Origin of the sequence: Pseudomonas fluorescens, assembly GCF_030344995.1 — a bacterium.
GTDB classification, from domain to species: domain Bacteria; phylum Pseudomonadota; class Gammaproteobacteria; order Pseudomonadales; family Pseudomonadaceae; genus Aquipseudomonas; species Aquipseudomonas fluorescens_BF.
This window is the reverse complement of sequence record NZ_CP128260.1, coordinates 4,886,900-4,908,188: the sequence shown is the minus strand read 5'-3', so window position 1 is coordinate 4,908,188 and position 21,289 is coordinate 4,886,900. Positions and strand designations below refer to the sequence as shown.

The 21,289-nt window shown below is 60.8% G+C and carries 21 protein-coding genes and 6 tRNA genes; 19 read left to right on the top strand and 8 right to left on the bottom strand.

Annotation, left to right across the window (positions count from 1 at the left end; all coding sequences use genetic code 11):
- Positions 1–283: 283 nt before the first annotated feature.
- Positions 284–1,042, bottom strand: coding sequence for a hypothetical protein (locus QR290_RS21950; protein WP_199912983.1), 759 nt, complete (start codon positions 1,040–1,042; stop codon positions 284–286).
- 388 nt (positions 1,043–1,430) lie between these two features.
- On the opposite strand from QR290_RS21950, the gene QR290_RS21945 reads away from it, so the two are divergent.
- From QR290_RS21945 to QR290_RS21920, 6 genes are all read left to right on the top strand, one after another.
- Positions 1,431–1,506: transfer RNA gene (locus QR290_RS21945), tRNA-Glu, on the top strand.
- A 2-nt stretch (positions 1,507–1,508) separates the two neighbouring features.
- Positions 1,509–1,584 (top strand) — tRNA-Gly (locus QR290_RS21940).
- Positions 1,585–1,688: 104 nt separating this feature from the next.
- Positions 1,689–1,764, top strand: a tRNA-Glu gene (locus QR290_RS21935).
- A gap of 3 nt (positions 1,765–1,767) precedes the next feature.
- Positions 1,768–1,843 (top strand) — tRNA-Gly (locus QR290_RS21930).
- A 57-nt stretch (positions 1,844–1,900) separates the two neighbouring features.
- A tRNA-Glu gene (locus tag QR290_RS21925) sits at positions 1,901–1,976 on the top strand.
- A gap of 2 nt (positions 1,977–1,978) precedes the next feature.
- Positions 1,979–2,054: transfer RNA gene (locus tag QR290_RS21920), tRNA-Gly, on the top strand.
- Positions 2,055–2,179: 125 nt separating this feature from the next.
- Here the strand turns inward: QR290_RS21920 and QR290_RS21915 are convergent.
- The 4 genes from QR290_RS21915 to QR290_RS21900 all read right to left on the bottom strand — a co-directional run bounded on the left by QR290_RS21915 (position 2,180) and on the right by QR290_RS21900 (position 6,242).
- Positions 2,180–3,919, bottom strand: a complete 1,740-nt coding sequence (locus tag QR290_RS21915; RefSeq protein WP_115078868.1) for a dipeptidase — start codon at positions 3,917–3,919, stop codon at positions 2,180–2,182.
- A 195-nt stretch (positions 3,920–4,114) separates the two neighbouring features.
- Entirely contained in the window at positions 4,115–4,753 is a 639-nt protein-coding gene (locus QR290_RS21910) for a LysE family translocator (protein WP_085683550.1), read from the bottom strand.
- A gap of 1 nt (position 4,754) precedes the next feature.
- On the bottom strand, positions 4,755–5,525 hold the full coding sequence (locus tag QR290_RS21905) for a 2OG-Fe(II) oxygenase (RefSeq protein WP_115078867.1): 771 nt from the start codon (positions 5,523–5,525) through the stop codon (positions 4,755–4,757).
- A 90-nt stretch (positions 5,526–5,615) separates the two neighbouring features.
- The gene (locus QR290_RS21900) at positions 5,616–6,242 is read right to left on the bottom strand and encodes a hypothetical protein (protein ID WP_085607355.1); all 627 of its coding nucleotides are present in this window, start codon (positions 6,240–6,242) and stop codon (positions 5,616–5,618) included.
- Positions 6,243–6,332: 90 nt separating this feature from the next.
- Here QR290_RS21900 and QR290_RS21895 point away from each other — a divergent pair, with 90 nt between their 5' ends.
- Positions 6,333–7,328: a LysR family transcriptional regulator gene (locus QR290_RS21895; RefSeq protein WP_115078866.1), complete on the top strand. Its 996-nt coding sequence runs from the start codon at positions 6,333–6,335 to the stop codon at positions 7,326–7,328.
- 56 nt (positions 7,329–7,384) lie between these two features.
- Here the strand turns inward: QR290_RS21895 and QR290_RS21890 are convergent, their stop codons facing one another.
- Entirely contained in the window at positions 7,385–7,792 is a 408-nt protein-coding gene (locus QR290_RS21890) for a PA2817 family protein (protein WP_007950758.1), read from the bottom strand.
- A 74-nt stretch (positions 7,793–7,866) separates the two neighbouring features.
- Positions 7,867–10,314, bottom strand: a complete 2,448-nt coding sequence (locus QR290_RS21885) for an acyl-CoA dehydrogenase (protein ID WP_289203604.1) — start codon at positions 10,312–10,314, stop codon at positions 7,867–7,869.
- Between the two features lie 248 nt (positions 10,315–10,562).
- Here QR290_RS21885 and QR290_RS21880 point away from each other — a divergent pair, with 248 nt between their 5' ends.
- The 4 genes from QR290_RS21880 (at position 10,563) to QR290_RS21865 (ending at position 13,731) form a co-directional block, all read left to right on the top strand.
- Complete coding sequence (locus QR290_RS21880; RefSeq protein WP_115078864.1) at positions 10,563–11,222, top strand: transglutaminase-like domain-containing protein; 660 nt, start codon at positions 10,563–10,565, stop codon at positions 11,220–11,222.
- Positions 11,223–11,265: 43 nt separating this feature from the next.
- The gene (locus QR290_RS21875) at positions 11,266–11,889 is read left to right on the top strand and encodes a glutathione S-transferase family protein (RefSeq protein WP_289203603.1); all 624 of its coding nucleotides are present in this window, start codon (positions 11,266–11,268) and stop codon (positions 11,887–11,889) included.
- Positions 11,890–12,022: 133 nt separating this feature from the next.
- Positions 12,023–12,955 carry an ABC transporter ATP-binding protein gene (locus QR290_RS21870; RefSeq protein ID WP_115078862.1) on the top strand — a complete coding sequence of 311 codons (933 nt, stop codon included), beginning with the start codon at positions 12,023–12,025 and terminating at the stop codon, positions 12,953–12,955.
- A complete protein-coding gene (locus tag QR290_RS21865; protein WP_011335453.1) occupies positions 12,952–13,731 on the top strand; it encodes an ABC transporter permease in 780 nt (259 codons plus the stop codon). Before QR290_RS21870 ends, QR290_RS21865 begins: the two co-directional genes overlap by 4 nt.
- Before the next feature lie 53 nt (positions 13,732–13,784).
- Here QR290_RS21865 and QR290_RS21860 read toward each other — a convergent pair whose 3' ends face one another.
- A complete protein-coding gene (locus QR290_RS21860; RefSeq protein WP_289203602.1) occupies positions 13,785–14,303 on the bottom strand; it encodes a DUF2062 domain-containing protein in 519 nt (172 codons plus the stop codon).
- A gap of 136 nt (positions 14,304–14,439) precedes the next feature.
- Between QR290_RS21860 and QR290_RS21855 the strand changes: the two genes are divergently transcribed.
- The 8 genes from QR290_RS21855 (at position 14,440) to murB (ending at position 21,283) form a co-directional block, all read left to right on the top strand.
- Positions 14,440–16,683 carry a DNA internalization-related competence protein ComEC/Rec2 gene (locus tag QR290_RS21855; RefSeq protein WP_289203601.1) on the top strand — a complete coding sequence of 748 codons (2,244 nt, stop codon included), beginning with the start codon at positions 14,440–14,442 and terminating at the stop codon, positions 16,681–16,683.
- 78 nt (positions 16,684–16,761) lie between these two features.
- Positions 16,762–17,397 carry a MotA/TolQ/ExbB proton channel family protein gene (locus tag QR290_RS21850; RefSeq protein ID WP_162803842.1) on the top strand — a complete coding sequence of 212 codons (636 nt, stop codon included), beginning with the start codon at positions 16,762–16,764 and terminating at the stop codon, positions 17,395–17,397.
- Positions 17,394–17,822, top strand: coding sequence for an ExbD/TolR family protein (locus QR290_RS21845; RefSeq protein ID WP_007950767.1), 429 nt, complete (start codon positions 17,394–17,396; stop codon positions 17,820–17,822). Before QR290_RS21850 ends, QR290_RS21845 begins: the two co-directional genes overlap by 4 nt.
- Positions 17,822–18,832, top strand: coding sequence for a tetraacyldisaccharide 4'-kinase (gene lpxK / locus QR290_RS21840; RefSeq protein ID WP_289203600.1), 1,011 nt, complete (start codon positions 17,822–17,824; stop codon positions 18,830–18,832). Before QR290_RS21845 ends, lpxK begins: the two co-directional genes overlap by 1 nt.
- Before the next feature lie 24 nt (positions 18,833–18,856).
- Positions 18,857–19,042: a Trm112 family protein gene (locus tag QR290_RS21835; protein WP_003174668.1), complete on the top strand. Its 186-nt coding sequence runs from the start codon at positions 18,857–18,859 to the stop codon at positions 19,040–19,042.
- Positions 19,039–19,803: a 3-deoxy-manno-octulosonate cytidylyltransferase gene (gene kdsB, locus QR290_RS21830; RefSeq protein WP_064383500.1), complete on the top strand. Its 765-nt coding sequence runs from the start codon at positions 19,039–19,041 to the stop codon at positions 19,801–19,803. Before QR290_RS21835 ends, kdsB begins: the two co-directional genes overlap by 4 nt.
- Complete coding sequence (locus QR290_RS21825; protein WP_007950772.1) at positions 19,803–20,267, top strand: low molecular weight protein-tyrosine-phosphatase; 465 nt, start codon at positions 19,803–19,805, stop codon at positions 20,265–20,267. Before kdsB ends, QR290_RS21825 begins: the two co-directional genes overlap by 1 nt.
- Positions 20,264–21,283, top strand: coding sequence for a UDP-N-acetylmuramate dehydrogenase (gene murB, locus QR290_RS21820; protein WP_289203599.1), 1,020 nt, complete (start codon positions 20,264–20,266; stop codon positions 21,281–21,283). Before QR290_RS21825 ends, murB begins: the two co-directional genes overlap by 4 nt.
- Positions 21,284–21,289 lie beyond the last annotated feature (6 nt).

Sequence of the window (21,289 nt, the reverse complement as noted above, 5' to 3'; positions counted from 1 at the left end):
AAGAAGCTGAGGATGCAGAAGGTGCAAGGTGCAAGGTGCAAGGTGCAAGGTGCAAGGTGCAAGGTGCAAGGTGCAGCAGGTGCAGCAGGTGCAGCAGTGTGAGTTGAGTTGCATACATTTCAAAACCCGAGTGCGACTCGGTCTTTCACGTCGGCGTACCTCTCCCAAACAGCGCGGTCAGTTCCCTCTCCCTCCGGGAGAGGGCTAGGGTGAGGGAAAGCTTTTGATCTTCTTTCAGGCAATAAAAAAGCCACCTCTCGGTGGCTTCTCTTTTTGACTGCACTCAGTCGTAAATCACTTTCTTCTTCCAGTCCGCATCAGCCTCGACATCTTTGAGGCCGGCAGTCAGCTGGTTTTCTTCGCCTTCGATCGGGGCGATTTTGTCCATGACCTGGGCGTTGGCGCGGGCCAGGAGTTTTTCCAGGTATTGGAGTTGTTCGGCGTAGATTTGCGGGTCCTGTTGTTTGCGCAGGTATTGCACGCCGCGTTCGAAGGCGAGGCGGGCCTGGCCGGGTTGGTTTTGCTGGAGGGCGTGCTGGCCGAGGTTGTTGAAGAACTCGATGTGCAGCAGCACGAGGATGTGGCGTACTTCGCGGATCCAGTGTTTGGCTTCGTTCGGTGGCAGGAAGCCGTCCTGGGCGGCGCGGGTGATCTGGCCGTGGAGGGCTTCGAGGAGGAAGCGGACGTCTTTGGCCTTGGCTTCGGTCTGGATCGGGGCCGGTGGGTTGTTGACCGGGATCGATTCGCCCTGGGCGACGAGGGCGCTGAGTTCAGTGATGCGGGCCTTGGTGGTGGCGCTGGTTTTTTCCAGGTTCAGCAGGCGCTGGCAGACGTTCAGCTCAAGGCGGGTCAGCAGCAGCTTGAGGGCCGGGGTCATGAACTGGCCGGGGAAGGTTTCGGTGAGTTCGCCGCAGCGGCGCAGGCGGTCGTTGAGTTCGACCTTGGTGCGGGCCTTCTCCAGTTTGGTGTTTTCCACCACATGGTTCATGTAGCCAATGGCGATCAAGATTGCGATCCCGGCTATGACTAGCAGGGTGATCATGAGTGGTGTCACCGGTAAGACCTCTTTATAGGGTTCGCGTGCGAGTGTAGTGGCTTGGCATAGAGGAGCCTAGCGCCGCTCGACGGGTTTGGATCGGCGAAGCTGTATCTGTATCGGCCAGGGAGCCGCTTATATAAATGCTGGCCCTTGGGGTGCAGATTGCCATCACCTGTGCCGTGGACTATAACGCCTTGGCGAGTGTCGGAATATAGGCGTCAATCGTCGGGCGACGCAAAAGCCGGAAACGGCCGGTAAAGCAGGTCGAAGTCATTGATTTAAATAAATTTATATCTGGGGGTTGACGACCTTTCAATCCATCCATAGAATGCGCGCCACTTGCAGCGTAAAGCACACAGCGAAACGCGGCAGGGAGTGAATGTTGTAGTGTGTCCCCTTCGTCTAGTGGCCTAGGACACCGCCCTTTCACGGCGGTAACAGGGGTTCGAGTCCCCTAGGGGACGCCAATGCGGGAATAGCTCAGTTGGTAGAGCACGACCTTGCCAAGGTCGGGGTCGCGAGTTCGAGTCTCGTTTCCCGCTCCAATTTTAAACAGCAACGCTTTCGGGCGGTGCTGAGTGAAACCAGAACCCAATCTTCGGAGACGGATCTGGACACCGAAACACACACCATGTGTTCCGGGTAGCGTGTCCCCTTCGTCTAGTGGCCTAGGACACCGCCCTTTCACGGCGGTAACAGGGGTTCGAGTCCCCTAGGGGACGCCATTTGCGGGAATAGCTCAGTTGGTAGAGCACGACCTTGCCAAGGTCGGGGTCGCGAGTTCGAGTCTCGTTTCCCGCTCCAAATTCAAAAGCGCCGCTTTGCAAAGAGCGGCGTTTTTATTAGTGAAAGTTGTAGCCTGTCCCCTTCGTCTAGTGGCCTAGGACACCGCCCTTTCACGGCGGTAACAGGGGTTCGAGTCCCCTAGGGGACGCCATTGCGGGAATAGCTCAGTTGGTAGAGCACGACCTTGCCAAGGTCGGGGTCGCGAGTTCGAGTCTCGTTTCCCGCTCCAAATTCACAAAAACGCCGCTCAGTAATGAGCGGCGTTTTTGTTTGTGCGTTTTTTGTCGCGCAATAAAAAAGGACCGCGAGGTCCTTTTTTTGTGGGCCCACCAATGTGGCGGACCCGATACGCGATCAGAGCTTCGGCAATTGCCCGATGCGTCCCATCATTTCGGTGACGATCTGCAGGTCCAGCAAGAACTGGTCAACGGTCTTGAACTCGCCGTCGGTGTGACCGGTGTATTTGACCTCCGGTCGTGCCAGGCCGAATTGCACACCGTTCGGCAGTTCATGCACCGAGGTGGCGCCGGCCGAGGTGCCGAATTCGTGTTTCATACCGAGGTTTTCGGTGGCCACGGCCAACAGTGCCTTGACCCATTCGCCTTCAGGGTTGCGGTACATCGGTTCGGCGATTGAATAGTCGAACTTCACCGCGACATGGTTTTTCTTGCTCCAAGCCGCCAGTTTGTCGGCGATTTCTGTTTTGAGCACTTCCGGCGACTTGCCTTTCGGCACGCGTAGGTTGACCGCGAGTTTGAAGGTTTTGTCGTCCATGCCAACGTAGGTCAGCGAGGTGGTCAGCGGGCCCATGAAGTCATCGGCGAAACCGACGCCCAGCTTGCCGCCCTTGTAGTCCAGGCCCCAGTTGTCGGCGGCGTAGTGCGAAGCGTCGGTGATGTGGTTGTGTTTGAAGGCAATCTTGCCGTCCACGCTGTGGATGAAGTCGAGCATGCGGGCGACCGGGTTGACACCGGACTCTGGTTCGGACGAGTGCGCGGAAACACCGGTGACGGTGAGTTTGACGTCTTTGCCATCGACCTTGGCGTTCACTTCGAAATCGCCGCCATTGCGCTTGGCGTATTCAGCGCCGGCCTTTTGCAGGCTGGTCGCCAGGTCGGCAGGTTTGTCGGTCACCAGCGTGACGACCGAAACCGATGGAATCTGGTTGGTCGCCAGGCCACCGGTCATCGAAGTGATTTCCGCACCTTTGCCCTCAGCCTTGCGCTTGGCGAACTTGGCCATGACGGTGCCGTAACCTTTCTCGGCAATCACCACCGGGTAGCCACCGTCCAGTGCCAGGTTGTACTCCGGCGTCGGGTTGCGTTCGAAGTAGTAAGGAATCGCGTCGCCGGTGGTTTCTTCGGTGGTGTCCACCAGCAGTTTGAAATTGCGCGCCAGGGGCAGCTTCTCTTCCTTGATCACCTTCATGGCATACAGCGTCACGACGATGCCGTTTTTATCGTCCTCGGTGCCACGGCCGTACATGCGGTCGCCGATCAGCGTGACCTTGAACGGGTCGAGTTTGGTGCCGTCCTTCAGCACCCAGTTCTCCGGCGTTACCGGCACCACGTCGGCGTGAGCGTGAATGCCGACCACGTCCTTGCCGCTGCCGTCGAGGGAGATTTCGTATACGCGGTTGTCGATGTTGCGGTAGTTCAGGCCGAAAGACTCGGCCAGATCCTTGATCTTGCCGGCGATCTTGATGAATTCAGGATTGTCGTGCTGATCGACACCGTCCTTGCGGAAGGTCGGGATTTCAACCAGTTCGCGGAGGGTTTCCAGCGCAGCTTTGCCGTATTTCACGCGGGTGTAGAGGCCGAGCAGGCGATGGATTTCGTTTTGCTGTTCGGCGGTCAGCGTCTTGTTGTCGAGGAAGGCGCTGATGGCTGGACGCAGATCGTCGGTCTTGCTCAGGTCGTTCTTGGCCAGATCGCCGAGAAATGCTCTGAAATCACTGACCTTTGCCTCATTGAATGTCTTGAGGATGGTCGCGCTCTGCTGCTCGGTAAGGTTGGCGTGGGCTGGCAGTGTGACGGACGAAAGGCTGGCCAGAATCAGCGTCGACGCGGCCAGTTGCTTGAGTGAAAAGTCCATTGCTAAGGGCATTCCTTTGCAGGCAGTGAGTAGGAAGTGTCTGATCGAAGCGTCAGACGGTTTCGCAAACTAACACCACCAGCGAGTGATAGGGGAGCCCCCGAAGTGGGACGCGTCGCACAGAAATGCAAAAGCGGCGCAGAATCGAAAAAGCCCGCCCAATCGGTCTGGGTCGGGCTTCTCCGAACAGCGTGCTTACATCGACAGCACCAGACGCCCGGCAAACAGGATCAGAATCACCCCCATGCTGCGCTCGAACCAGTGCCCCATGCGCATGAACAGCACGCGCACTTTGTTGCTGGAAAAGAACAGCGCGACGATCACGAACCACAACGCATTCACGCCGCACATCCACAACCCGTACAGGGCCTGGATTTGCAGCGGCGTGCTGGCGCTGATGATCGTGGTGAAGATCGCCAGGAAAAACAGCGTGGCCTTGGGGTTGGTGGCGTTGGTCAGGAAGCCGGTGGAGAACGCCTTGAACAACGATTGCTCGACCAGCGGTTCGTCGCTGGTTTTTTCGCCTTCCATTGTCGTCTTGGGTTTACTGCGGATCAGGCTGACGCCCAGGTAAAGGATGTAAGCACCGCCGACCACTTTGGCAACGGTCAGCAGCCAGGGCGTGGTGTGCATCAAGGCGCCGACGCCCAGCAAGGTGTACAGCACGTGCACGGAAATTCCCGCGCCGATGCCCAATGCGGTGCAGATACCGACCAAGCGGCCGAAACGCACACTCTGGCGGATGGTCACGGCGAAGTCCGGACCGGGAGCGACCACGGCCAGAAAGTGGATGGTGGCCAGCGCCAGAAACTCGCCCAGGTAATTCGATGTCATTTCAGCTCCAGAAAGTCAGGGGTGAAGCATTGCCGCGATAGCCGACAAAAAACGAAAGGCTCAAGCGCGGATCATCCACGCCCGGCGTCACCGAGTGCATGCGACGCGAATTGAACATGATGAAATCCCCCGGTTCCGGAGTTACTTCAAGGGCGGGCGGGCCGAGCAGCGCCGGGTCGATGCCGTAGCTGTCGCCGCGCATTTCGTCGAAGCGGTCTGGCGAGATGTCGTCTTCCCACATCTGCAACGCGCCGCCTTCAGTCGGCATGTTGAGGTAGACGTTGCACGCGAATTGCGCCTCGAGACTGCGAGCCTGGAAACTCTCCGGGGCATCCTTGGCGAAGATGTCGTGGTGGGCGAGGAAGCACACGCCCGGTTTCACCACCCGGGACAGGCCGACGTACATCTTGCGACCGTAGAGGTTTTCCAGATGGGCGCCTGCGGGCCAGGATTCATCGAGCATGCAGCGCAGGGTGTCGACCGGCGACGAGTAGGGCGCGCAACGGTTGCGCAGTTCGGCGATGTTGCTGGTGGCGCGCTCGAAGTAGTCTTCGATCAGTAGCGGCTGGTTTTCCGCCTCGTAGAACGCCATGCCGATGCGGCCGATGCTGGGCGCGTTGATGTAGCCCTCGAAGCCGGGGGCGAGGATTTTGTCGCCAATCTGGATTGCCTGCGCCTGGGGCAAAAAGCCTTTGACGCGGATGGCGAGGACTTCTTCGTTGGCCAGTTTTTTTATGCACGTCTCATCGAGACGCTCGACGTCAAGCATCATGGTTTCAGGTCCATCTATCGAATAGTCAACGGAACCGGCGAACGCGGTTCCCCCGGCGTCGGACGCTGCATCTGGCAGCGCCCGAAATCCTCAATCCACGCTGTAGTGGACGGACAACGTGCCTTTCTTCTGCGAAAGGGACGCGATCGTGACTGTGCCCAGATCCTTCAGGCTGCGTACATGGGTGCCGCCGCAGCCATAGGCTGGCAGTTCACCGAAACCGATTTCCCGCGCGCCTTCGCGCAGGGATGTCAGGCGTGGCAGATCGTGTTCGATCCATTGCCCGATGCCGTATTGAACGATTTGTGCATCGACTTCCTGGGCCGAATCTCCGGGCTTGAACTGCACCCGGCCCTCGTCCGGCCAGTGGTGTGCCTTGATCGGCATCCAGCCCATGGCCTGGACAAAATGGCCGATCAAGTGCCCGGCCGAGTGCATGCGGGTGTTGAAGCGGCGGCGTTCTTCGTCGACGCGAATCTGGGTCATGCCCAGCGGCACCGGTTGATCGACGAAATGAATGATCCGGTCCGGTTCCTGGACGACGCGCAGGACCTGGCTGTCGCCAATCCAGCCGGTATCACAGGGTTGGCCACCGCCCTGAGGATGAAAAAGCGTGGCGCGCAACACAACGGCAAATTCGTTCTCGTGGGGCGTGCAGTCGAGGACTTCCACATTGGCCTTGAGGTCATCACTATGGAAAAAGAGGCGAAGCGTCATATTCCATGCCCTTATTAAAGTTTCTTTTTTAATTATATGAATCGTGCAATAACGTGATAATCCGTTCAAACATCAAAGGACTGTTGCGCTGTGAGCATAAATCTCCCGCTGCCGCTGCTCGGTGAAATGGCGATTTTCGTCAAGGTTGTCGAGACCGGCAGTTTTTCCGAAGCCGCACGTCAATTGGGCTCATCGCCGTCGGCGGTCAGCCGCAGCATTTCCCGGCTGGAGAAAGCGCTGGCCACGCGACTGCTGCAACGCACCACGCGCAAACTGCGCTTGAGCGATGGCGGGGAAGAGGTGTTCAAGCGCTGCCAGGAAATGGTCAGCGCGGCGAAGTCGGTGATGGAGATCAGCGGCCAGTTCACTCATGAAGCCGAAGGGCTGGTGCGGGTCAGTGTGCCGAAAGCGGTGGGGCGTTTCGTGATTCATCCGCACATGCCGGAATTTCTGCGGCGCTATCCGAAGGTCGATGTGGAACTGTTGCTGGAAGACCGCCAGGTCGATCTGATCGACGACCATGTCGATCTGGCCATTCGCATCACGGATCGTCCACCGGCCGGGCTGGTTGGACGACAACTGCTGACCATCGACCATTTGCTCTGCGCGACACCGCAATACCTGGCTGAGCACGGGACGCCGACCCATCCCCATGACTTGCTCAATCACAGTTGCATTTACCTGGGCGAAACCCCGAGCGATGCGCGCTGGAAATTCAAGAAAGGCACGAAAGCCGTCACCGTCGGCGTGCGTGGCCGGTATGCCGCCAATCACACCGGCGTGCGTCTGGGCGCCGTGTTACAGCACATCGGCATTGGCAGCCTGCCGTATTTCACCGCGCGCTATGCCCTGGAGCAGGGGCTGATTGTGCAGGTGCTGCCGGACTGGACATTCCTGGCGTCCTACCACGGCGGATTATGGCTGCTGCACTCGCCGACGCGCTATCTGCCGCCGAAGCTGCGGGTGTTCATCGACTATCTGGTGGAGTGCCTGGAGAAAGAGCCGACCCTGAGCAAACCGGGAAAGTCTGGCGGAACGAAACCGTTAGCCGAGTACGAATTGCCCGAGAGTGAAGGGTTGCTCTGACCGATAAAAAAAGGCCCGCATGGATCACCATGCGGGCCTTTTTTATCGGGCGAAAATCAGTGCTTGCTGTCCTGGGCGGACATCGCCAGCAGCTGCTTTTCCTGATTCCAGTCGAACGGTTCGTCGTTCTGTTCGGCTTCGTAGCGGCGTTCTTCCAGGGCCTGATACATGTCGATTTCTTCGTCGGACAGGTAGTGCAGGCAGTCGCCGGCGAAGAACCACAGCAGATCCCGCGGGATCAGGTGGGCAATTTGCGGGTAACGGGTAATCACTTGAGTCAGGATGTCCTGGCCCAGGTATTGGCTTTCGATCGGCTCGATCGGCAGTGACGCCAGCAGTTCGTCGAAACGCTCCAGGAACAGGGCATGGCTTTCTTCGGGAACCTGATCGGCCTCACCTACGGCGACCAGGATACTGCGCAGGTGGTCGAGCAAAACCAGATGATCGGCAACGACGTTGGACACGAGATAAGTCCTCAAGAGCAAAACGGGCGCGGGAGTATAAAGCCCCTGCGCCCGTTTTTCACTGATTGAAGGGATCAGCGGATTTTGCCTTCCGCGGGTTTCAGCTCCTCTTTGTCGAAATCATCGACATCGATCACCTTGCGCCGCGCCGCTTCGGCATCACGCAGGGTCTGGGCTTCCACGGCTTGCAGCACCCCGGCCTCCAGCGCCGCATCGATGGCGTGTTCGCCGGCAACCGGTTTGACCTGACCGCTCTTGAGCGAGGTGTGCAGCTTTTTGTGCAGAGGTTGCGCAGCGTTCAACTGATCGCAGGCGTGTTGCAGCGCACCGACCGCATCGTCGGCCGATTGCGGGCGATAGCAGCCGGCAAGCAGTTCTTCCAGCGCCGGATCGCCCTTGGCGCGGCCGATGACTGCAGCCACTTCGGCACTCAGTCTGTCCGACGGGCCTTTGTGGCGGCGACCGAACGGGAACACGATCACTCGCAACAGGCAGCCAAAGACCCGGTTCGGGAAGTTGGTCAGCAGCTCATCCAATGCTTTTTCCGACTGGCCGAGGCTTTCTTCCATGGCCCATCTGAACAACGGTCCCATGTACGCCGGGGAGTCGAGGTCGTGATAACGCTTGAGCGCCGCCGAGGCCAGATACAGGTTGCTCAGCACATCACCCAATCGTGCTGACAGACGCTCGCGGCGTTTCAGTTCGCCGCCCAGCAGCATCATGCTCAGGTCGGCGAGCATGGCAAACGCGGCAGCCTGTCGGTTGAGGGCGCGGAAATAACCCTGGCTGAGCTTGTCCCCCGGCGCATGGTCGAAATGGCCGAAGCCAAGGTTCAGCACCAGCGTGCTGGCGGCGTTGCTCACGGCAAATCCGATGTGCTTGAGCAGCAGGCCATCGAACTCCTTGAGTGCCTGGTCCTTGTCCTCGCGACCGGCGAGGGCCATTTCCTTGAGCACGAACGGATGGCAGCGGATCGCGCCCTGGCCAAAGATCATCAGGTTGCGCGAAAGAATGTTTGCGCCTTCCACGGTGATGAAGATCGGCGCGCCGTTCCAGCTGCGGCCCAGGTAGTTGTTCGGGCCCATGATGATCGCCTTGCCGCCGTGTACATCCATCGCGTGGCTGATGCACTCGCGACCGCGTTCGGTGAGGTGATACTTGAGGATCGCCGACAGCACCGAAGGTTTCTCGCCCAGATCCACCGCGTTGGCGGTCAGCATCCGTGCGGCGTCCATCATCCACGCGTTGCCGCCGATCCGCGCCATGGCTTCCTGAATGCCTTCGAATGCTGAGAGTGGCACGTTGAACTGCTCGCGAATCTGCGCGTATTGCCCGGTCACCAGACTGGTGAACTTGGCCGCGCCGGTACCCACCGCGGGCAGGGAGATCGAACGCCCGACCGACAGGCAGTTCATCAACATCATCCAGCCTTTGCCGAGCATGTCCTGGCCGCCGATGAGGAAGTCCAGCGGGATGAATACGTCCTTGCCGGAGTTCGGGCCGTTCATGAACGCAGCGCCCAGCGGCAGGTGACGACGGCCGATTTCCACGCCGGGAGTGTCGGTCGGAATCAGCGCGAGGCTGATGCCCAGGTCTTCCTTGTCGCCGAGCAGGTGATCCGGGTCATAGGCCTTGAAGGCCAGGCCGAGCAAGGTCGCGACCGGGCCGAGGGTGATGTAGCGTTTTTCCCAGTTCAGGCGCAGGCCGAGGGTTTCCTGGCCTTCCCATTCGCCTTTGCAGATGATCCCGGTGTCGGGCATCGCACCCGCGTCTGAACCAGCGAGCGGGCCGGTCAGCGCGAAGCACGGAATATCGTCGCCCCGGGCCAGCCGTGGCAGGTAATGATTGCGTTGTTCGTCGGTGCCGTAATGCAGCAGCAGTTCGGCCGGGCCGAGGGAGTTGGGCACCATCACGGTGGAGGCGAGGTCGCCGCTGCGGGTCGCCAGTTTCATCGCCACTTGGGAGTGGGCATAGGCGGAGAAACCCTTGCCGCCGAATTCCTTGGGAATGATCAGGGCGAAGAAACCGTGTTCCTTGATGTGAGTCCAGGCTTCGGGCGGCAAGTCCATCGACTGGCCGATCTGCCAGTCGGTGACCATCGCGCAGAGCTCTTCGGTCGGGCCGTCGATGAATGCCTGTTCTTCGTCGCTCAGTTGCACCTTGGGATAGGACAGCAACTTGTCCCAGTCCGGACGGCCGCTGAACAGTTCGCCGTCCCACCACACCGTGCCGGCATCGATCGCGTCGCGTTCGGTCTGCGACATCGGTGGCAGGGTCTTCTGGAACCAGCTGAACAGCGGCGCGGTGAAGTGTTTGCGGCGCAGGTCAGGCAACAGCAGCGGGGCAGCCACCAGGGCCAGCACGACCCAGAAAATCAGTAGCAGCCAGCCCGGTGCGTGGCTGAAAATCCCCATCGCCAACAGGTAAGCGGCAACGATGCCCAGTGCAGGCAGCGGGGCGATGCGCCGGTGGGCCAGATACGCCACGCCGACGATCAGAACCAGTATCCACAACAACAGCATATTTAATCCTCCGTGAACCAGGGCGAACCGACCCTCCAGAGCTTAGACGGCATCTGCAAAACGGGGCGGTCAGAGCAAGGTGATTGAAATCGTGGGAAACCCCGGATGTCTTTTGTAGGTTCGGTGGGCAACACGCGTGGGAAATCGTTCGCCGCTTCCGCGTCTTCGCGTGCATGTTTGGCCGAAACGTCGTTATCTCTGTGCTGAACCTCTCGCTAGACTCGGGGCTCAACCAGGAGAATGTCGTCATGCACGAGTATCTGAGCCCCGGCCGCTTCATCGATAGTGACCACCCCTCGGTGGTGGAGTTCGCCGAGCAGCACCGTGGTGCCAGCCGCGATCCGCTCGCGCAGGCGATCAGTCTTTATTACGCGGTGCGCGAGGCGGTGCGCTACAACATGTACACCTTCAGCCGCGACCCGCAGACTTTGCGCGGCAGCTACGCGCTGGCGGCGGGTGAAAGTTATTGCGTGCCCAAGGCCACGTTGCTCGCCGGTTGCGCGCGCCATTGCGGGATCCCCGCACGTATCGGTCTGGCGGATGTGAAAAATCATCTGTCGACGCCGCGTCTGCTTGAACTGCTGAGAAGCGAAGTGTTCGCCATGCATGGTTATACCGAGCTGTTTCTCAATGATCGCTGGGTGAAAGCCACACCCGCGTTCAACCAGAAACTCTGCGAAATGTTCAACGTTGCGCCGCTGGAATTCGATGGTGTAAACGACAGCGTTTTCCACCCGTACAACAGCGATGGTGCGCTGCTGATGGAGTACCTGGTCGATCACGGCCAGTTCGCCGATGTGCCGGAATCCTTTTTCTTCGAACATCTGCAGAAATGTTATCCGCACCTGTTCAACGATCAGCAGACGCCACTGTCCGGTGGCATGCGCGGTGATGTCGGCAGCCTCTGATACGGCGTATGCTGCCTGCCCATTTACTGGAAAAGAGGCGGTCATGCTGAAGATCTGGGGTCGCAAGAATTCGTCGAATGTCAGAAAACCGTTGTGGGCTGCCGAAGAGCTCGGGCTGGCCTACGAGGCCATCGATGCCGGTGGCGCATTTGGTGTGGTCGACACGCCGGAGTACCGGGCAATGAACCCGAACGGGCGGGTGCCGGTGATTCAGGACGACGGTTTCGTGTTGTGGGAATCGAATGCCATCGTGCGTTACCTGCTGGCAAAACATGCGGCCGATACCTCGTGGTATCCGGCGGATCCGCAGACCCGCGCCACCGCTGACAAGTGGATGGACTGGACGACCTCCAGTTTTGCAGGGCCGTTTCGCACGGTGTTCTGGGGCGTTCTGCGCACCCCGGCAGACAAACAGGACTGGCCGGCGATCCATGCGGCGATCAAGGAATGTGACGGCTTGCTGGCGTTGGCCGATCAGGCGTTGAAGCACCAGCCGTATCTGTCCGGCAATGAAATCGGCATGGGCGATATCCCGCTCGGCAGTTTCATTTATGCCTGGTTCGAGATGCCGATCAAGCGCGCGTCACAACCGAACCTTGAAGCCTGGTACGCGCGGTTGAAGCAGCGTCCGGCGTATCGCAAAGCCGTCATGACCGCGTTGACTTAATACCTACTATCGACACACTTGACTGTACTTGTGCGGCGACGGCAAGCACCATTGCGCTCGAGCGCTGCGGTTGTCTTCCTCGCCGCCGGCTTTTTATCAGTCCTTTCTTCCTTACTGGGTGCGTAAATCCGATATGAGTTCCGCTCTGTCCATCCGGCAGCTAACCAAAACCTACGGCAACGGGTTCCAGGCCTTGAGTGGTATCGATCTGGACGTCGCCGAAGGTGACTTCTTCGCCTTGCTCGGCCCCAACGGCGCCGGCAAGTCCACGACCATCGGCATTCTCTCGACCCTGGTCAACAAGACCAGCGGCACCGTGAATATCTTTGGCCACGACCTGGACAAGAACCCCGCGGCGCTCAAGCGCTCGATCGGCGTGGTACCTCAGGAATTCAACTTCAACCAGTTCGAAAAGACCTTCGACATCGTCGTGACCCAGGCCGGTTACTACGGCATTCCGGCGAAGATCGCCAAGGAACGCGCCGAGCAGTACCTGACCCAGCTCGGTCTGTGGGACAAGCGCGATGTGCCGTCGCGTTCGCTGTCCGGTGGCATGAAGCGTCGCTTGATGATCGCGCGGGCGCTGGTGCATGAACCGCGTCTGCTGATCCTCGATGAGCCGACTGCCGGGGTGGATATCGAACTGCGCCGCTCGATGTGGACGTTCCTCACCGAACTGAACCAGAAAGGCATCACCATCATCCTCACCACTCACTACCTGGAAGAGGCTGAGCAGCTGTGCCGCAACATCGGCATCATCGACCACGGCACCATCGTCGAGAACACCAGCATGCGTCAGCTGCTTGGTCAGCTGCATGTGGAGACTTTCCTGCTTGACCTGAAGAACGGCCTGAGTGTCGCGCCGCAACTGGCGGGCTATCCGGCGCGTCTGGTGGACGGCCATACCCTGGAAGTCCAGGTCGACAAGTCCATGGGCATCACTGCGCTGTTCGGCCAACTGGCCCTGCAGAACATCGAAGTGCTGAGCCTGCGCAATAAAACCAATCGCCTCGAGGAGCTGTTCGTGTCCCTGGTGGAGAAAAATCTGTCGAAGGTGGCGGTATGAGTTCCGAGCTGCGCCCCAACCTCGTTGCCCTCAACACCATCGTTTACCGCGAAGTCAGACGCTTCACCCGGATCTGGCCGCAGACCCTGCTGCCGCCGGCGATCACCATGGTTCTGTACTTCGTGATCTTCGGTAACCTGATCGGCCGGCAGATCGGCGACATGGGTGGCTTCACCTACATGGAGTACATCGTGCCGGGTCTGATCATGATGTCGGTGATCACCAACTCTTACGGCAACGTGGTGTCGAGCTTCTTCGGCAGCAAGTTCCAGCGCTCCATCGAAGAACTGATGGTCTCCCCGGTTTCGCCGCACACGATCCTGATCGGTTACACCATTGGTGGCGTCCTGCGAGGCCTGATGGTGGGTGTGATCGTGACGATCCTGTCGCTGTTCTTCACCCATTTGCAGGTACACCATCTTGGTGTGACGGTGCTGGTGGTCGTGCTGACGGCGACGATCTTCTCGCTGCTGGGCTTCATCAACGCGGTGTTTGCGCGCAACTTCGATGACATCTCGATCATCCCGACCTTCGTGCTGACCCCACTGACCTACCTCGGGGGCGTGTTCTATTCGATCACCTTGCTGCCGCCGTTCTGGCAGACCGTGTCGCTGGCCAACCCGGTGCTGCACATGGTCAACGCCTTCCGTTACGGCATCCTCGGTGTGTCGGATATCCGCATCGGTATCGCGATCACTTTCATGCTGGTGGCGACGGTTGTGCTGTATTTCGGTTGTGCGCGGCTGCTGGTGAGCGGGCGCGGAATGCGCACCTGATCCCTTCGATACTGCAATAAAAAACGGCCTCCACAATGGAGGCCGTTTTGCATTCACGCCTGACGTCTTTTCTTGCGCCGCGCCCATTGCCGCGCCACCCACCAGCGCCAGTACATCATCACCAGACAGTAGGCGAGGGCGCCCAGTGCCAGGCCGACCACCACCGACCCCAGCAGGAACGGTTGCCACAAGGTCGAGAGCTCGCCGCTGATCCATTCCCAGGTCAATTCGTCGGGGAGCGTGCGGGCAGGTACATCCATCAGCCAGGCCCCGGCCTGATACGTGCAGAAGAACACCGCCGGCATGGTGATCGGATTGGTCAGCCAGACCAGGCTGACGGCAATCGGCATGTTGCCGCGCACCGTGATCGCGAGGACGGCGGCCACCAGCATTTGTGCGGGAATCGGCAGGAACGCGGCGAACAGGCCAACGGCCATGGCGCGGGCCACCGAGTGACGGTTGAGGTGCCAGAGGTTCGGGTCATGCAGCAAACTGCCGAGAAAGCGTAAGGATTTGTGTTCCCTGATGCTCGTCGGGTCGGGCATGTAACGTTTGAATAAGCGCCGGGGCATAAGGCTTCTCGGTCGGTTAAGGCGGCAAGTATGTCTGGATTCTACGAACCGCCCATTCAGACTTTGTGACAATTGATAACGACGCACGTGCCCCGCAACCGCTATGCCTGAGGGGGGAACTCTCAAGGACGGGCTTATGCGCACAGGGATGATGGCGCTGGCGGTCGGTCTGCTGACTCCGGTTTTTTTACCGGCCTTGCCGCCGGTCGGGTTATTAATGGTGTTGCCGTGGGTGGCGCTGATGATGCTGCCGTTTCGCAGCTATCCACTGGCGTTTTTGCTGCTTGGATTCGCATGGGCGGGTTTCAACGCGCAAATGGCGTTGAATGATCGACTGCCTCACCGACTGGATGGCGAAACGCGCTGGGTGGAAGGGCGCGTCGTCGGCTTGCCGCAGAATGTCGAGGGCGTCGTGCGCTTTGAACTGGCCGATGCGCGCTCGCGTCACGAGAAACTGCCATCGCTGATGCGTCTGGCCTGGTATGCCGGGCCAGAGGTCAAAAGCGGCGAACGCTGGCGACTGGCGGTCAAGCTCAAGCGCCCCGGTGGTCTGCTCAATCCGGATGCGTTCGATTACGAAGCCTGGCTGTTGGCGCAGCGTATCGGCGCAACCGGGACGGTGAAGGATGGCCAGCGTCTGGCGCCAGCGCAGTGGGCCTGGCGCGACAGCATCCGCCAGCGCCTGCTTGCGGTGGATGCCCAAGGACGTAACGGCGCTCTGGCCGCGTTGGTACTCGGCGATGGCTCGGGACTCAGTCGCGAGGACTGGCAGACCTTGCAGGACACCGGCACCGTGCACCTGCTGGTGATTTCCGGCCAGCACATCGGGCTTTTGGCGGCGTTGATGTATGCGCTGGTCGCCGGACTGGCACGGGTCGGGATTTGGCCAATGCGTTGGCCCTGGCTGCCCTGGGCGTGCGGTCTGGCGTTCGCGGCGGCGTTGGGTTACGGCTTGCTGGCCGGGTTCGATGTGCCGGTCCGGCGGGCGTGCGTAATGGTTGCACTGGTGTTGTTGTGGCGTTTGCGTTTTCGCCATCTCGGTGCCTGGTGGCCGTTGTTGCTGGCTTTCAACGGCGTGTTGTTGATGGATCCGCTGGCCAGCCTGCGTCCTGGGTTGTGGCTGTCGTTCGCGGCGGTGGCTGTTTTGATCTTCACCTTCGGCGGCCGTCTGGGGCCGTGGCGCTGGTGGCAGACCTGGACGCGCGCGCAGTGGCTGATCGCGATCGGCTTGTGCCCGGTGCTGGTAGCGTTGAGCCTGCCGATCAGCCTCAGTGGGCCACTGGCCAATCTGCTGGCGGTGCCGTGGGTCAGTTTTGCGGTGCTGCCGCCGGCGTTGCTGGGCACTTTGTTGCTGCCAATCCCTTATGTCGGCGAAGGGCTGCTGTGGCTGGCCGGTGGACTGATCGATGGATTGTTCAGGGCACTGGACCTGATTGCCGGTCGTTGGCCAGCATGGGTGCCGACGACAATGGAAGGGTGGATCTGCGCGCTGGGAGGTCTTGGTGCAGTGCTGTTATTGCTGCCCCGAGGCGTTCCCTTGCGTCCATTGGGCTGGCCGTTGCTGCTGGTGCTGGCATTTCCGCCCCGGGAACGTCTGGCCGAAGGCGTGGCCGATGTCTGGCAACTGGATGTCGGCCAGGGCCTGGCGATTCTGGTCCGTACCCGGCATCACACCTTGCTGTACGACAGCGGCCCGCGTTTCGGCGATTTCGACCTCGGCGAGCGAGTGGTGCTGCCGGCATTGCGCAAACTGGGGGTGGAACACCTCGATCTGATGCTGCTCAGTCATGCCGATGCCGACCATGCGGGTGGCGCACTCGCCGTGGCGAAAGGAATGCCGGTCAGTCGGGTCATCAGCGGCGATCCGCCGGGCCTGCCCGAAGCGCTGAACGCCGAGGGCTGTGAAAGCGGCCGGCAATGGCAGTGGGACGGCGTTGCCTTTCATTTATGGCAGTGGACCGACGCCCATGACAGCAACCAGCGTTCCTGCGTTCTGCAGATCGAAGCCAAGGGCGAACGGTTGCTGTTGACCGGCGACATCGACAGCGCCGCCGAACGGGACCTGCTCAACAGTGCGCTGGCCGTTCAAACCCAGTGGCTGCAAGCCCCGCACCATGGCAGCCGCAGTTCCTCCTCAATGGCCTTGCTCAAGGCTTTGCAGCCACAGGCCGTGCTGATTTCCCGAGGGCAGGGCAATTCATTCGGACATCCGCACCCGACGGTCATTGCCCGCTACCGCAAACAGGGCATGCACATTCATGACAGCGCCGAGCAAGGTGCCATTCATCTGCAACTGGGGCGGTTTCAGCCGGCCCGGTCGATGCGTCAACAACGCCGGTTCTGGCGCGACCCGCCGGTGCCGGGGGCGGAGTACCGTTGAGCACGGTCGTCGGGGCGACGGGTCTTTATCGCGAACCGGTATGGTAAAGTGGCGCACTTTTTCGAGGGGGCTGTCACTGTGTGGGAATTGGTCAAATCCGGCGGCTGGATGATGTTGCCGATCATTCTGAGTTCCATCGCCGCCATGGCGATCGTCGCCGAGCGCCTGTGGACCCTGCGCGCCAGTCGCGTCACCCCTGAGCATCTGCTGGGTCAGGTCTGGGTCTGGATCAAGGACAAGCAGCTCAACAAGGAAAAACTCAAGGAATTGCGCGCCAACTCGCCGCTGGGGGAAATCCTCGCCGCGGGCCTGGCCAACTCCAAGCATGGTCGCGAGATCATGAAGGAGTGCATTGAAGAAGCGGCCGCACGGGTCATCCACGAGCTGGAGCGTTACGTCAACGCGCTGGGCACCATCGCTGCCATGTCGCCGTTGCTCGGTCTGCTGGGTACGGTGCTGGGCATGATCGACATCTTCAGTGCGTTCACCGGTTCCGGCATGACCACCAATGCTTCGGTGCTGGCCGGCGGCATTTCCAAGGCGCTGATCACCACCGCTGCGGGCCTGATGGTCGGTATTCCGGCGGTGTTCTTCCACCGTTTCCTGCAACGCCGCATCGATGAACTGGTGGTGGGCATGGAGCAGGAAGCAATCAAACTGGTGGAAGTGGTGCAGGGCGACCGTGACGTCGATCTGGCCGGGGGCAAAGCGTGAAATTCCGTCGCAAGCCCCGGGAAACCATCGACATCAACCTCGCGTCGCTGATTGACGTGGTGTTCATTCTGTTGCTGTTTTTCGTCGTGACCACCACCTTCACCCGCGAAACCCAGCTGCGCGTCGACCTGCCGGAAGCGGTCAGCGGCTCGCCGGCCGAGGATCAGCAGGTCAAGCAGCTGGACGTCGCTATCAGCGCCGAGGGCGTGTTCTCGGTGAACAACAAGATTCTGCCGAAAAACGATCTGGCGACCCTGATGGAAGCCATGCAGAAAGAAGCCAATGGCGACACCAACATGCCGTTGTCGATCAGTGCTGACGGCAAGACTCAGCACCAATCCGTGATCACCGCCATGGACGCGGCCGGCAAGCTCGGTTTCAGCCATCTGCGCATGACCACGGTCGAGGCGGCGCCCAAATCCTGATGGCCATGTCCGATCGTCTGCTCGCCGCGTGGTATCAGGGGCACCCGGCCCTGACACTGTTGCGGCCGCTGGAGTGGCTGTACCGCCGCGTCGTGGCCGGCAAGCGTCAGCGTTTTCTCGACGGCGAGGGTGAGATCTATCAGTCGCCGGTGCCGGTGATCGTGGTCGGCAACATCACCGTCGGCGGCACCGGCAAGACGCCGATGATCCTGTGGCTGATCGAGCACTGCCGACGCCACGGGCTGCGGGTCGGCGTGGTCAGTCGTGGCTACGGCGCCAAACCGGCGCAGCTGCCGTGGCAGGTCGAAGCTGACCAGACTGCCGACATTGCCGGCGATGAACCGTTGCTGATCGTGCAGCGCACCGGCGTACCGCTGATGATCGATCCTGATCGCAGCGCCGCCGTCAGAGCCCTGTTGGACAGCGAGCCGCTGGACCTGATCCTGTCCGATGACGGCATGCAGCATTACCGCCTCGCGCGGGATCTGGAACTGGTGCTGATCGACGCCGCCCGTGGTCTTGGTAACCAGCGCTGCCTGCCCGCCGGTCCCCTTCGCGAACCGGTCGAGCGTCTGCAAAGCGTTGACGGTGTGCTGTTCAACGGCGCCCTTGAGGATCGCGACGGCGGATTCGCTTTCCGCCTCAAGCCTTCGGCGCTGGTCAATCTGCGCAGCGGCGAACGCCAGTCTCTCGATCATTTTCCGCCCGGTCAGGCCGTGCACGCGGTGGCCGGGATCGGCAATCCGCAACGTTTCTTCAATACCCTCGAAGCGCTAGACTGGCGGCCTGTGCCCCACGCGTTTGCCGATCACGCCGAATACAGCGTGCAGGCCTTGAGTTTCACGCCGTCATTGCCAGTGGTGATGACTGAAAAGGACGCGGTGAAGTGCCGTGCCTTCGCCGCCGACGACTGGTGGTACCTGGCGGTCGATGCCGTGCCGTCGCCGGCCTTCGTGGCCTGGTTCGACACACAGTTGATGCGCCTGTTGCCGGATCGTCTTTTGCCTTAATCCGTTTTTATCCAGGGAATGTTCATGGACACCAAATTGCTCGACATCCTCGCCTGCCCGATCTGCAAAGGCCCGCTCAAGCTCAGCGCCGACAAGACCGAACTGATCAGCAAGGGCGCCGGCCTGGCGTACCCGATCCGCGACGGCATCCCGGTGATGCTGGAAAGCGAAGCCCGCACCCTGACCACCGACGAGCGTCTGGATAAATGACCACCGCCTTCACCGTTGTCATCCCGTCGCGTTACGCCTCGACCCGTCTTCCGGGCAAGCCGCTGCTGGACATCGCCGGCAAGCCGATGATCCAGCACGTCTGGGAACAGGCGAGCAAAAGCAGCGCCAGCCGTGTGGTCGTGGCGACCGACGATGCGCGCATCGTCGAGGCCTGCAAGGCCTTCGGCGCCGAGGTGGTGCTGACCCGTGAAGATCACAACTCCGGCACCGATCGTCTGGCTGAAGTGGCTGCGAAGCTGGGCCTGGAACCGGATGCCATCGTGGTCAACGTACAGGGAGACGAACCGCTGATCCCGCCGAGCGTGATCGATCAGGTTGCCGCCAACCTCGCGGCCCACACCGAGGCGCGCATGGCCACCCTGGCCGAGCCGATCGAGGACGTGGAAACCCTGTTCAACCCGAACGTGGTCAAGGTTGTCAGCGACCTCAACGGTCTGGCGCTGACCTTCAGTCGCGCGACCCTGCCATGGGCCCGCGATGCGTTCGCCAAGAGCCGTGATGTGTTGCCGGAGGGCGTGCCGTATCGTCGCCACATCGGCATTTATGCTTACCGCGCAGGCTTCCTTCAGGACTTCGTGAGTTGGGGCCCGTGCTGGCTGGAAAACACTGAATCCCTCGAACAACTGCGTGCCCTGTGGCACGGCGTGCGGATTCACGTGGCTGACGCGTTGATCGCGCCGCCGACCGGGGTCGACACCGCCGAAGACCTCGAGCGCGTCCGTCGCCTGCTGGAGGCCTGATGCGCGTTCTGTTCGTGTGCCTGGGCAACATCTGCCGTTCGCCCACCGCCGAAGGCGTTTTGCGCCATAAATTGCGCGAAGCGGGGCTGGCGGATCAGGTCGAAGTGGCCTCCGCCGGCACTGGCGACTGGCACGTCGGCAATCCGCCGGACAAGCGCAGCCAGGCCGCGGCCAAACTGCGTGGTTATGACTTGTCGGCGCAACGCGCTCAGCAGGTCAGCCGCGCCGATTTCGCCAGCTATGACCTGATCCTCGCCATGGACAACAGCAACCTGCGCAACCTCAAGGCCTTGCAGCCGTCCACCGGCAAGGCCGAGCTGGACCTGTTCCTGCGCCGCTATGCAGGTGTGGTCGACGAAGTGCCGGATCCGTATTACGACGGCGATCAGGGCTTCGAGCAGGTGCTGGATCTGATCGAGCGTGCCTGCGATCAGCTGTTGATCGAAGTGAAGGGGCGGTTATGAGTTTGCAGGTGCAACCGCAGGTTTCCCTGAAACCGTTCAATACCTTCGGCGTCGACGTTCGCGCGCAGCTGTTTGCCGAAGCCCACAGTGACGCCGATGTGCGCGAAGCCCTCGCTTACGCAACGTCCCACGAGGTGCCGTTGTTGGTGATCGGTGGCGGCAGCAATCTGTTGCTCACGGCGGATGTCCCGGCGCTGGTGCTGCGCATGGCCAGCCGTGGCATCCGCGTCATCAGCGACGACGGCAATCGTGTAGTGATCGAAGCCGAAGCTGGCGAGCCGTGGCACCCGTTCGTGCAGCACACTTTGGCGCTTGGCTTTTCCGGGCTGGAAAATCTCAGTCTGATCCCCGGCACTGTCGGCGCTGCGCCGATGCAGAACATCGGTGCCTACGGTGTCGAGATCAAGGATGTGTTCGCCGGCCTGACGGCGCTGGATCGTCAGAGCGGTGAGTTGCGCGACTTCAGTCTGGAGGAGTGCAGCTTCGCCTACCGCGACAGCGTGTTCAAGCAACAACCGGGTCGTTGGCTGATCCTGCGGGTGCGCTTCGCACTGGATCGAGTCGCGCATCTGCACCTGGAATACGGCCCGGTGCGTCAGCGCCTGAGCGAGCAGGGCATCAAGCAGCCGACGCCGACGGATGTCAGCCGCGCCATTTGCAGCATCCGCAGCGAAAAACTGCCGGATCCGGCAGTGCTCGGTAATGCCGGCAGCTTCTTCAAGAACCCGCTGGTGTCGGCGGCAGTAGTCGCGCAGATCAAGACGCAGCACCCGGATCTGGTCGCCTACGCGCAACCGGACGGGCAAATGAAACTGGCGGCCGGCTGGTTGATCGAGCGCGCCGGCTGGAAAGGTTTCCGTGAGGCCGATGCCGGCGTGCATAAATTGCAGGCGCTGGTGCTGGTCAACTACGGCGCGGCGACCGGGCTGCAATTGCTCGATCTGGCCCAGCGCATCCAGAAAGACATTTCAGAACGTTTCAATGTCGAGCTGGAAATGGAGCCCAACCGCTATTGAGGCTAC

Bases quoted from the DNA above. Each gene is read 5' to 3' on its own strand.
- QR290_RS21950 (WP_199912983.1), bottom strand. From the start codon at position 1,042: ATGATCACCCTGCTAGTCATAGCCGGGATCGCAATCTTGATCGCCATT.
- QR290_RS21915 (WP_115078868.1), bottom strand. From the start codon at position 3,919: ATGGACTTTTCACTCAAGCAACTGGCCGCGTCGACGCTGATTCTGGCC.
- QR290_RS21910 (WP_085683550.1), bottom strand. From the start codon at position 4,753: ATGACATCGAATTACCTGGGCGAGTTTCTGGCGCTGGCCACCATCCAC.
- QR290_RS21905 (WP_115078867.1), bottom strand. From the start codon at position 5,525: ATGATGCTTGACGTCGAGCGTCTCGATGAGACGTGCATAAAAAAACTG.
- QR290_RS21900 (WP_085607355.1), bottom strand. From the start codon at position 6,242: ATGACGCTTCGCCTCTTTTTCCATAGTGATGACCTCAAGGCCAATGTG.
- QR290_RS21885 (WP_289203604.1), bottom strand. From the start codon at position 10,314: ATGCTGTTGTTGTGGATACTGGTTCTGATCGTCGGCGTGGCGTATCTG.
- QR290_RS21880 (WP_115078864.1), top strand. From the start codon at position 10,563: ATGCACGAGTATCTGAGCCCCGGCCGCTTCATCGATAGTGACCACCCC.
- QR290_RS21875 (WP_289203603.1), top strand. From the start codon at position 11,266: ATGCTGAAGATCTGGGGTCGCAAGAATTCGTCGAATGTCAGAAAACCG.
- QR290_RS21870 (WP_115078862.1), top strand. From the start codon at position 12,023: ATGAGTTCCGCTCTGTCCATCCGGCAGCTAACCAAAACCTACGGCAAC.
- QR290_RS21865 (WP_011335453.1), top strand. From the start codon at position 12,952: ATGAGTTCCGAGCTGCGCCCCAACCTCGTTGCCCTCAACACCATCGTT.
- QR290_RS21860 (WP_289203602.1), bottom strand. From the start codon at position 14,303: ATGCCCCGGCGCTTATTCAAACGTTACATGCCCGACCCGACGAGCATC.
- QR290_RS21855 (WP_289203601.1), top strand. From the start codon at position 14,440: ATGCGCACAGGGATGATGGCGCTGGCGGTCGGTCTGCTGACTCCGGTT.
- lpxK (WP_289203600.1), top strand. From the start codon at position 17,822: ATGGCCATGTCCGATCGTCTGCTCGCCGCGTGGTATCAGGGGCACCCG.
- QR290_RS21835 (WP_003174668.1), top strand. From the start codon at position 18,857: ATGGACACCAAATTGCTCGACATCCTCGCCTGCCCGATCTGCAAAGGC.
- kdsB (WP_064383500.1), top strand. From the start codon at position 19,039: ATGACCACCGCCTTCACCGTTGTCATCCCGTCGCGTTACGCCTCGACC.
- QR290_RS21825 (WP_007950772.1), top strand. From the start codon at position 19,803: ATGCGCGTTCTGTTCGTGTGCCTGGGCAACATCTGCCGTTCGCCCACC.
- murB (WP_289203599.1), top strand. From the start codon at position 20,264: ATGAGTTTGCAGGTGCAACCGCAGGTTTCCCTGAAACCGTTCAATACC.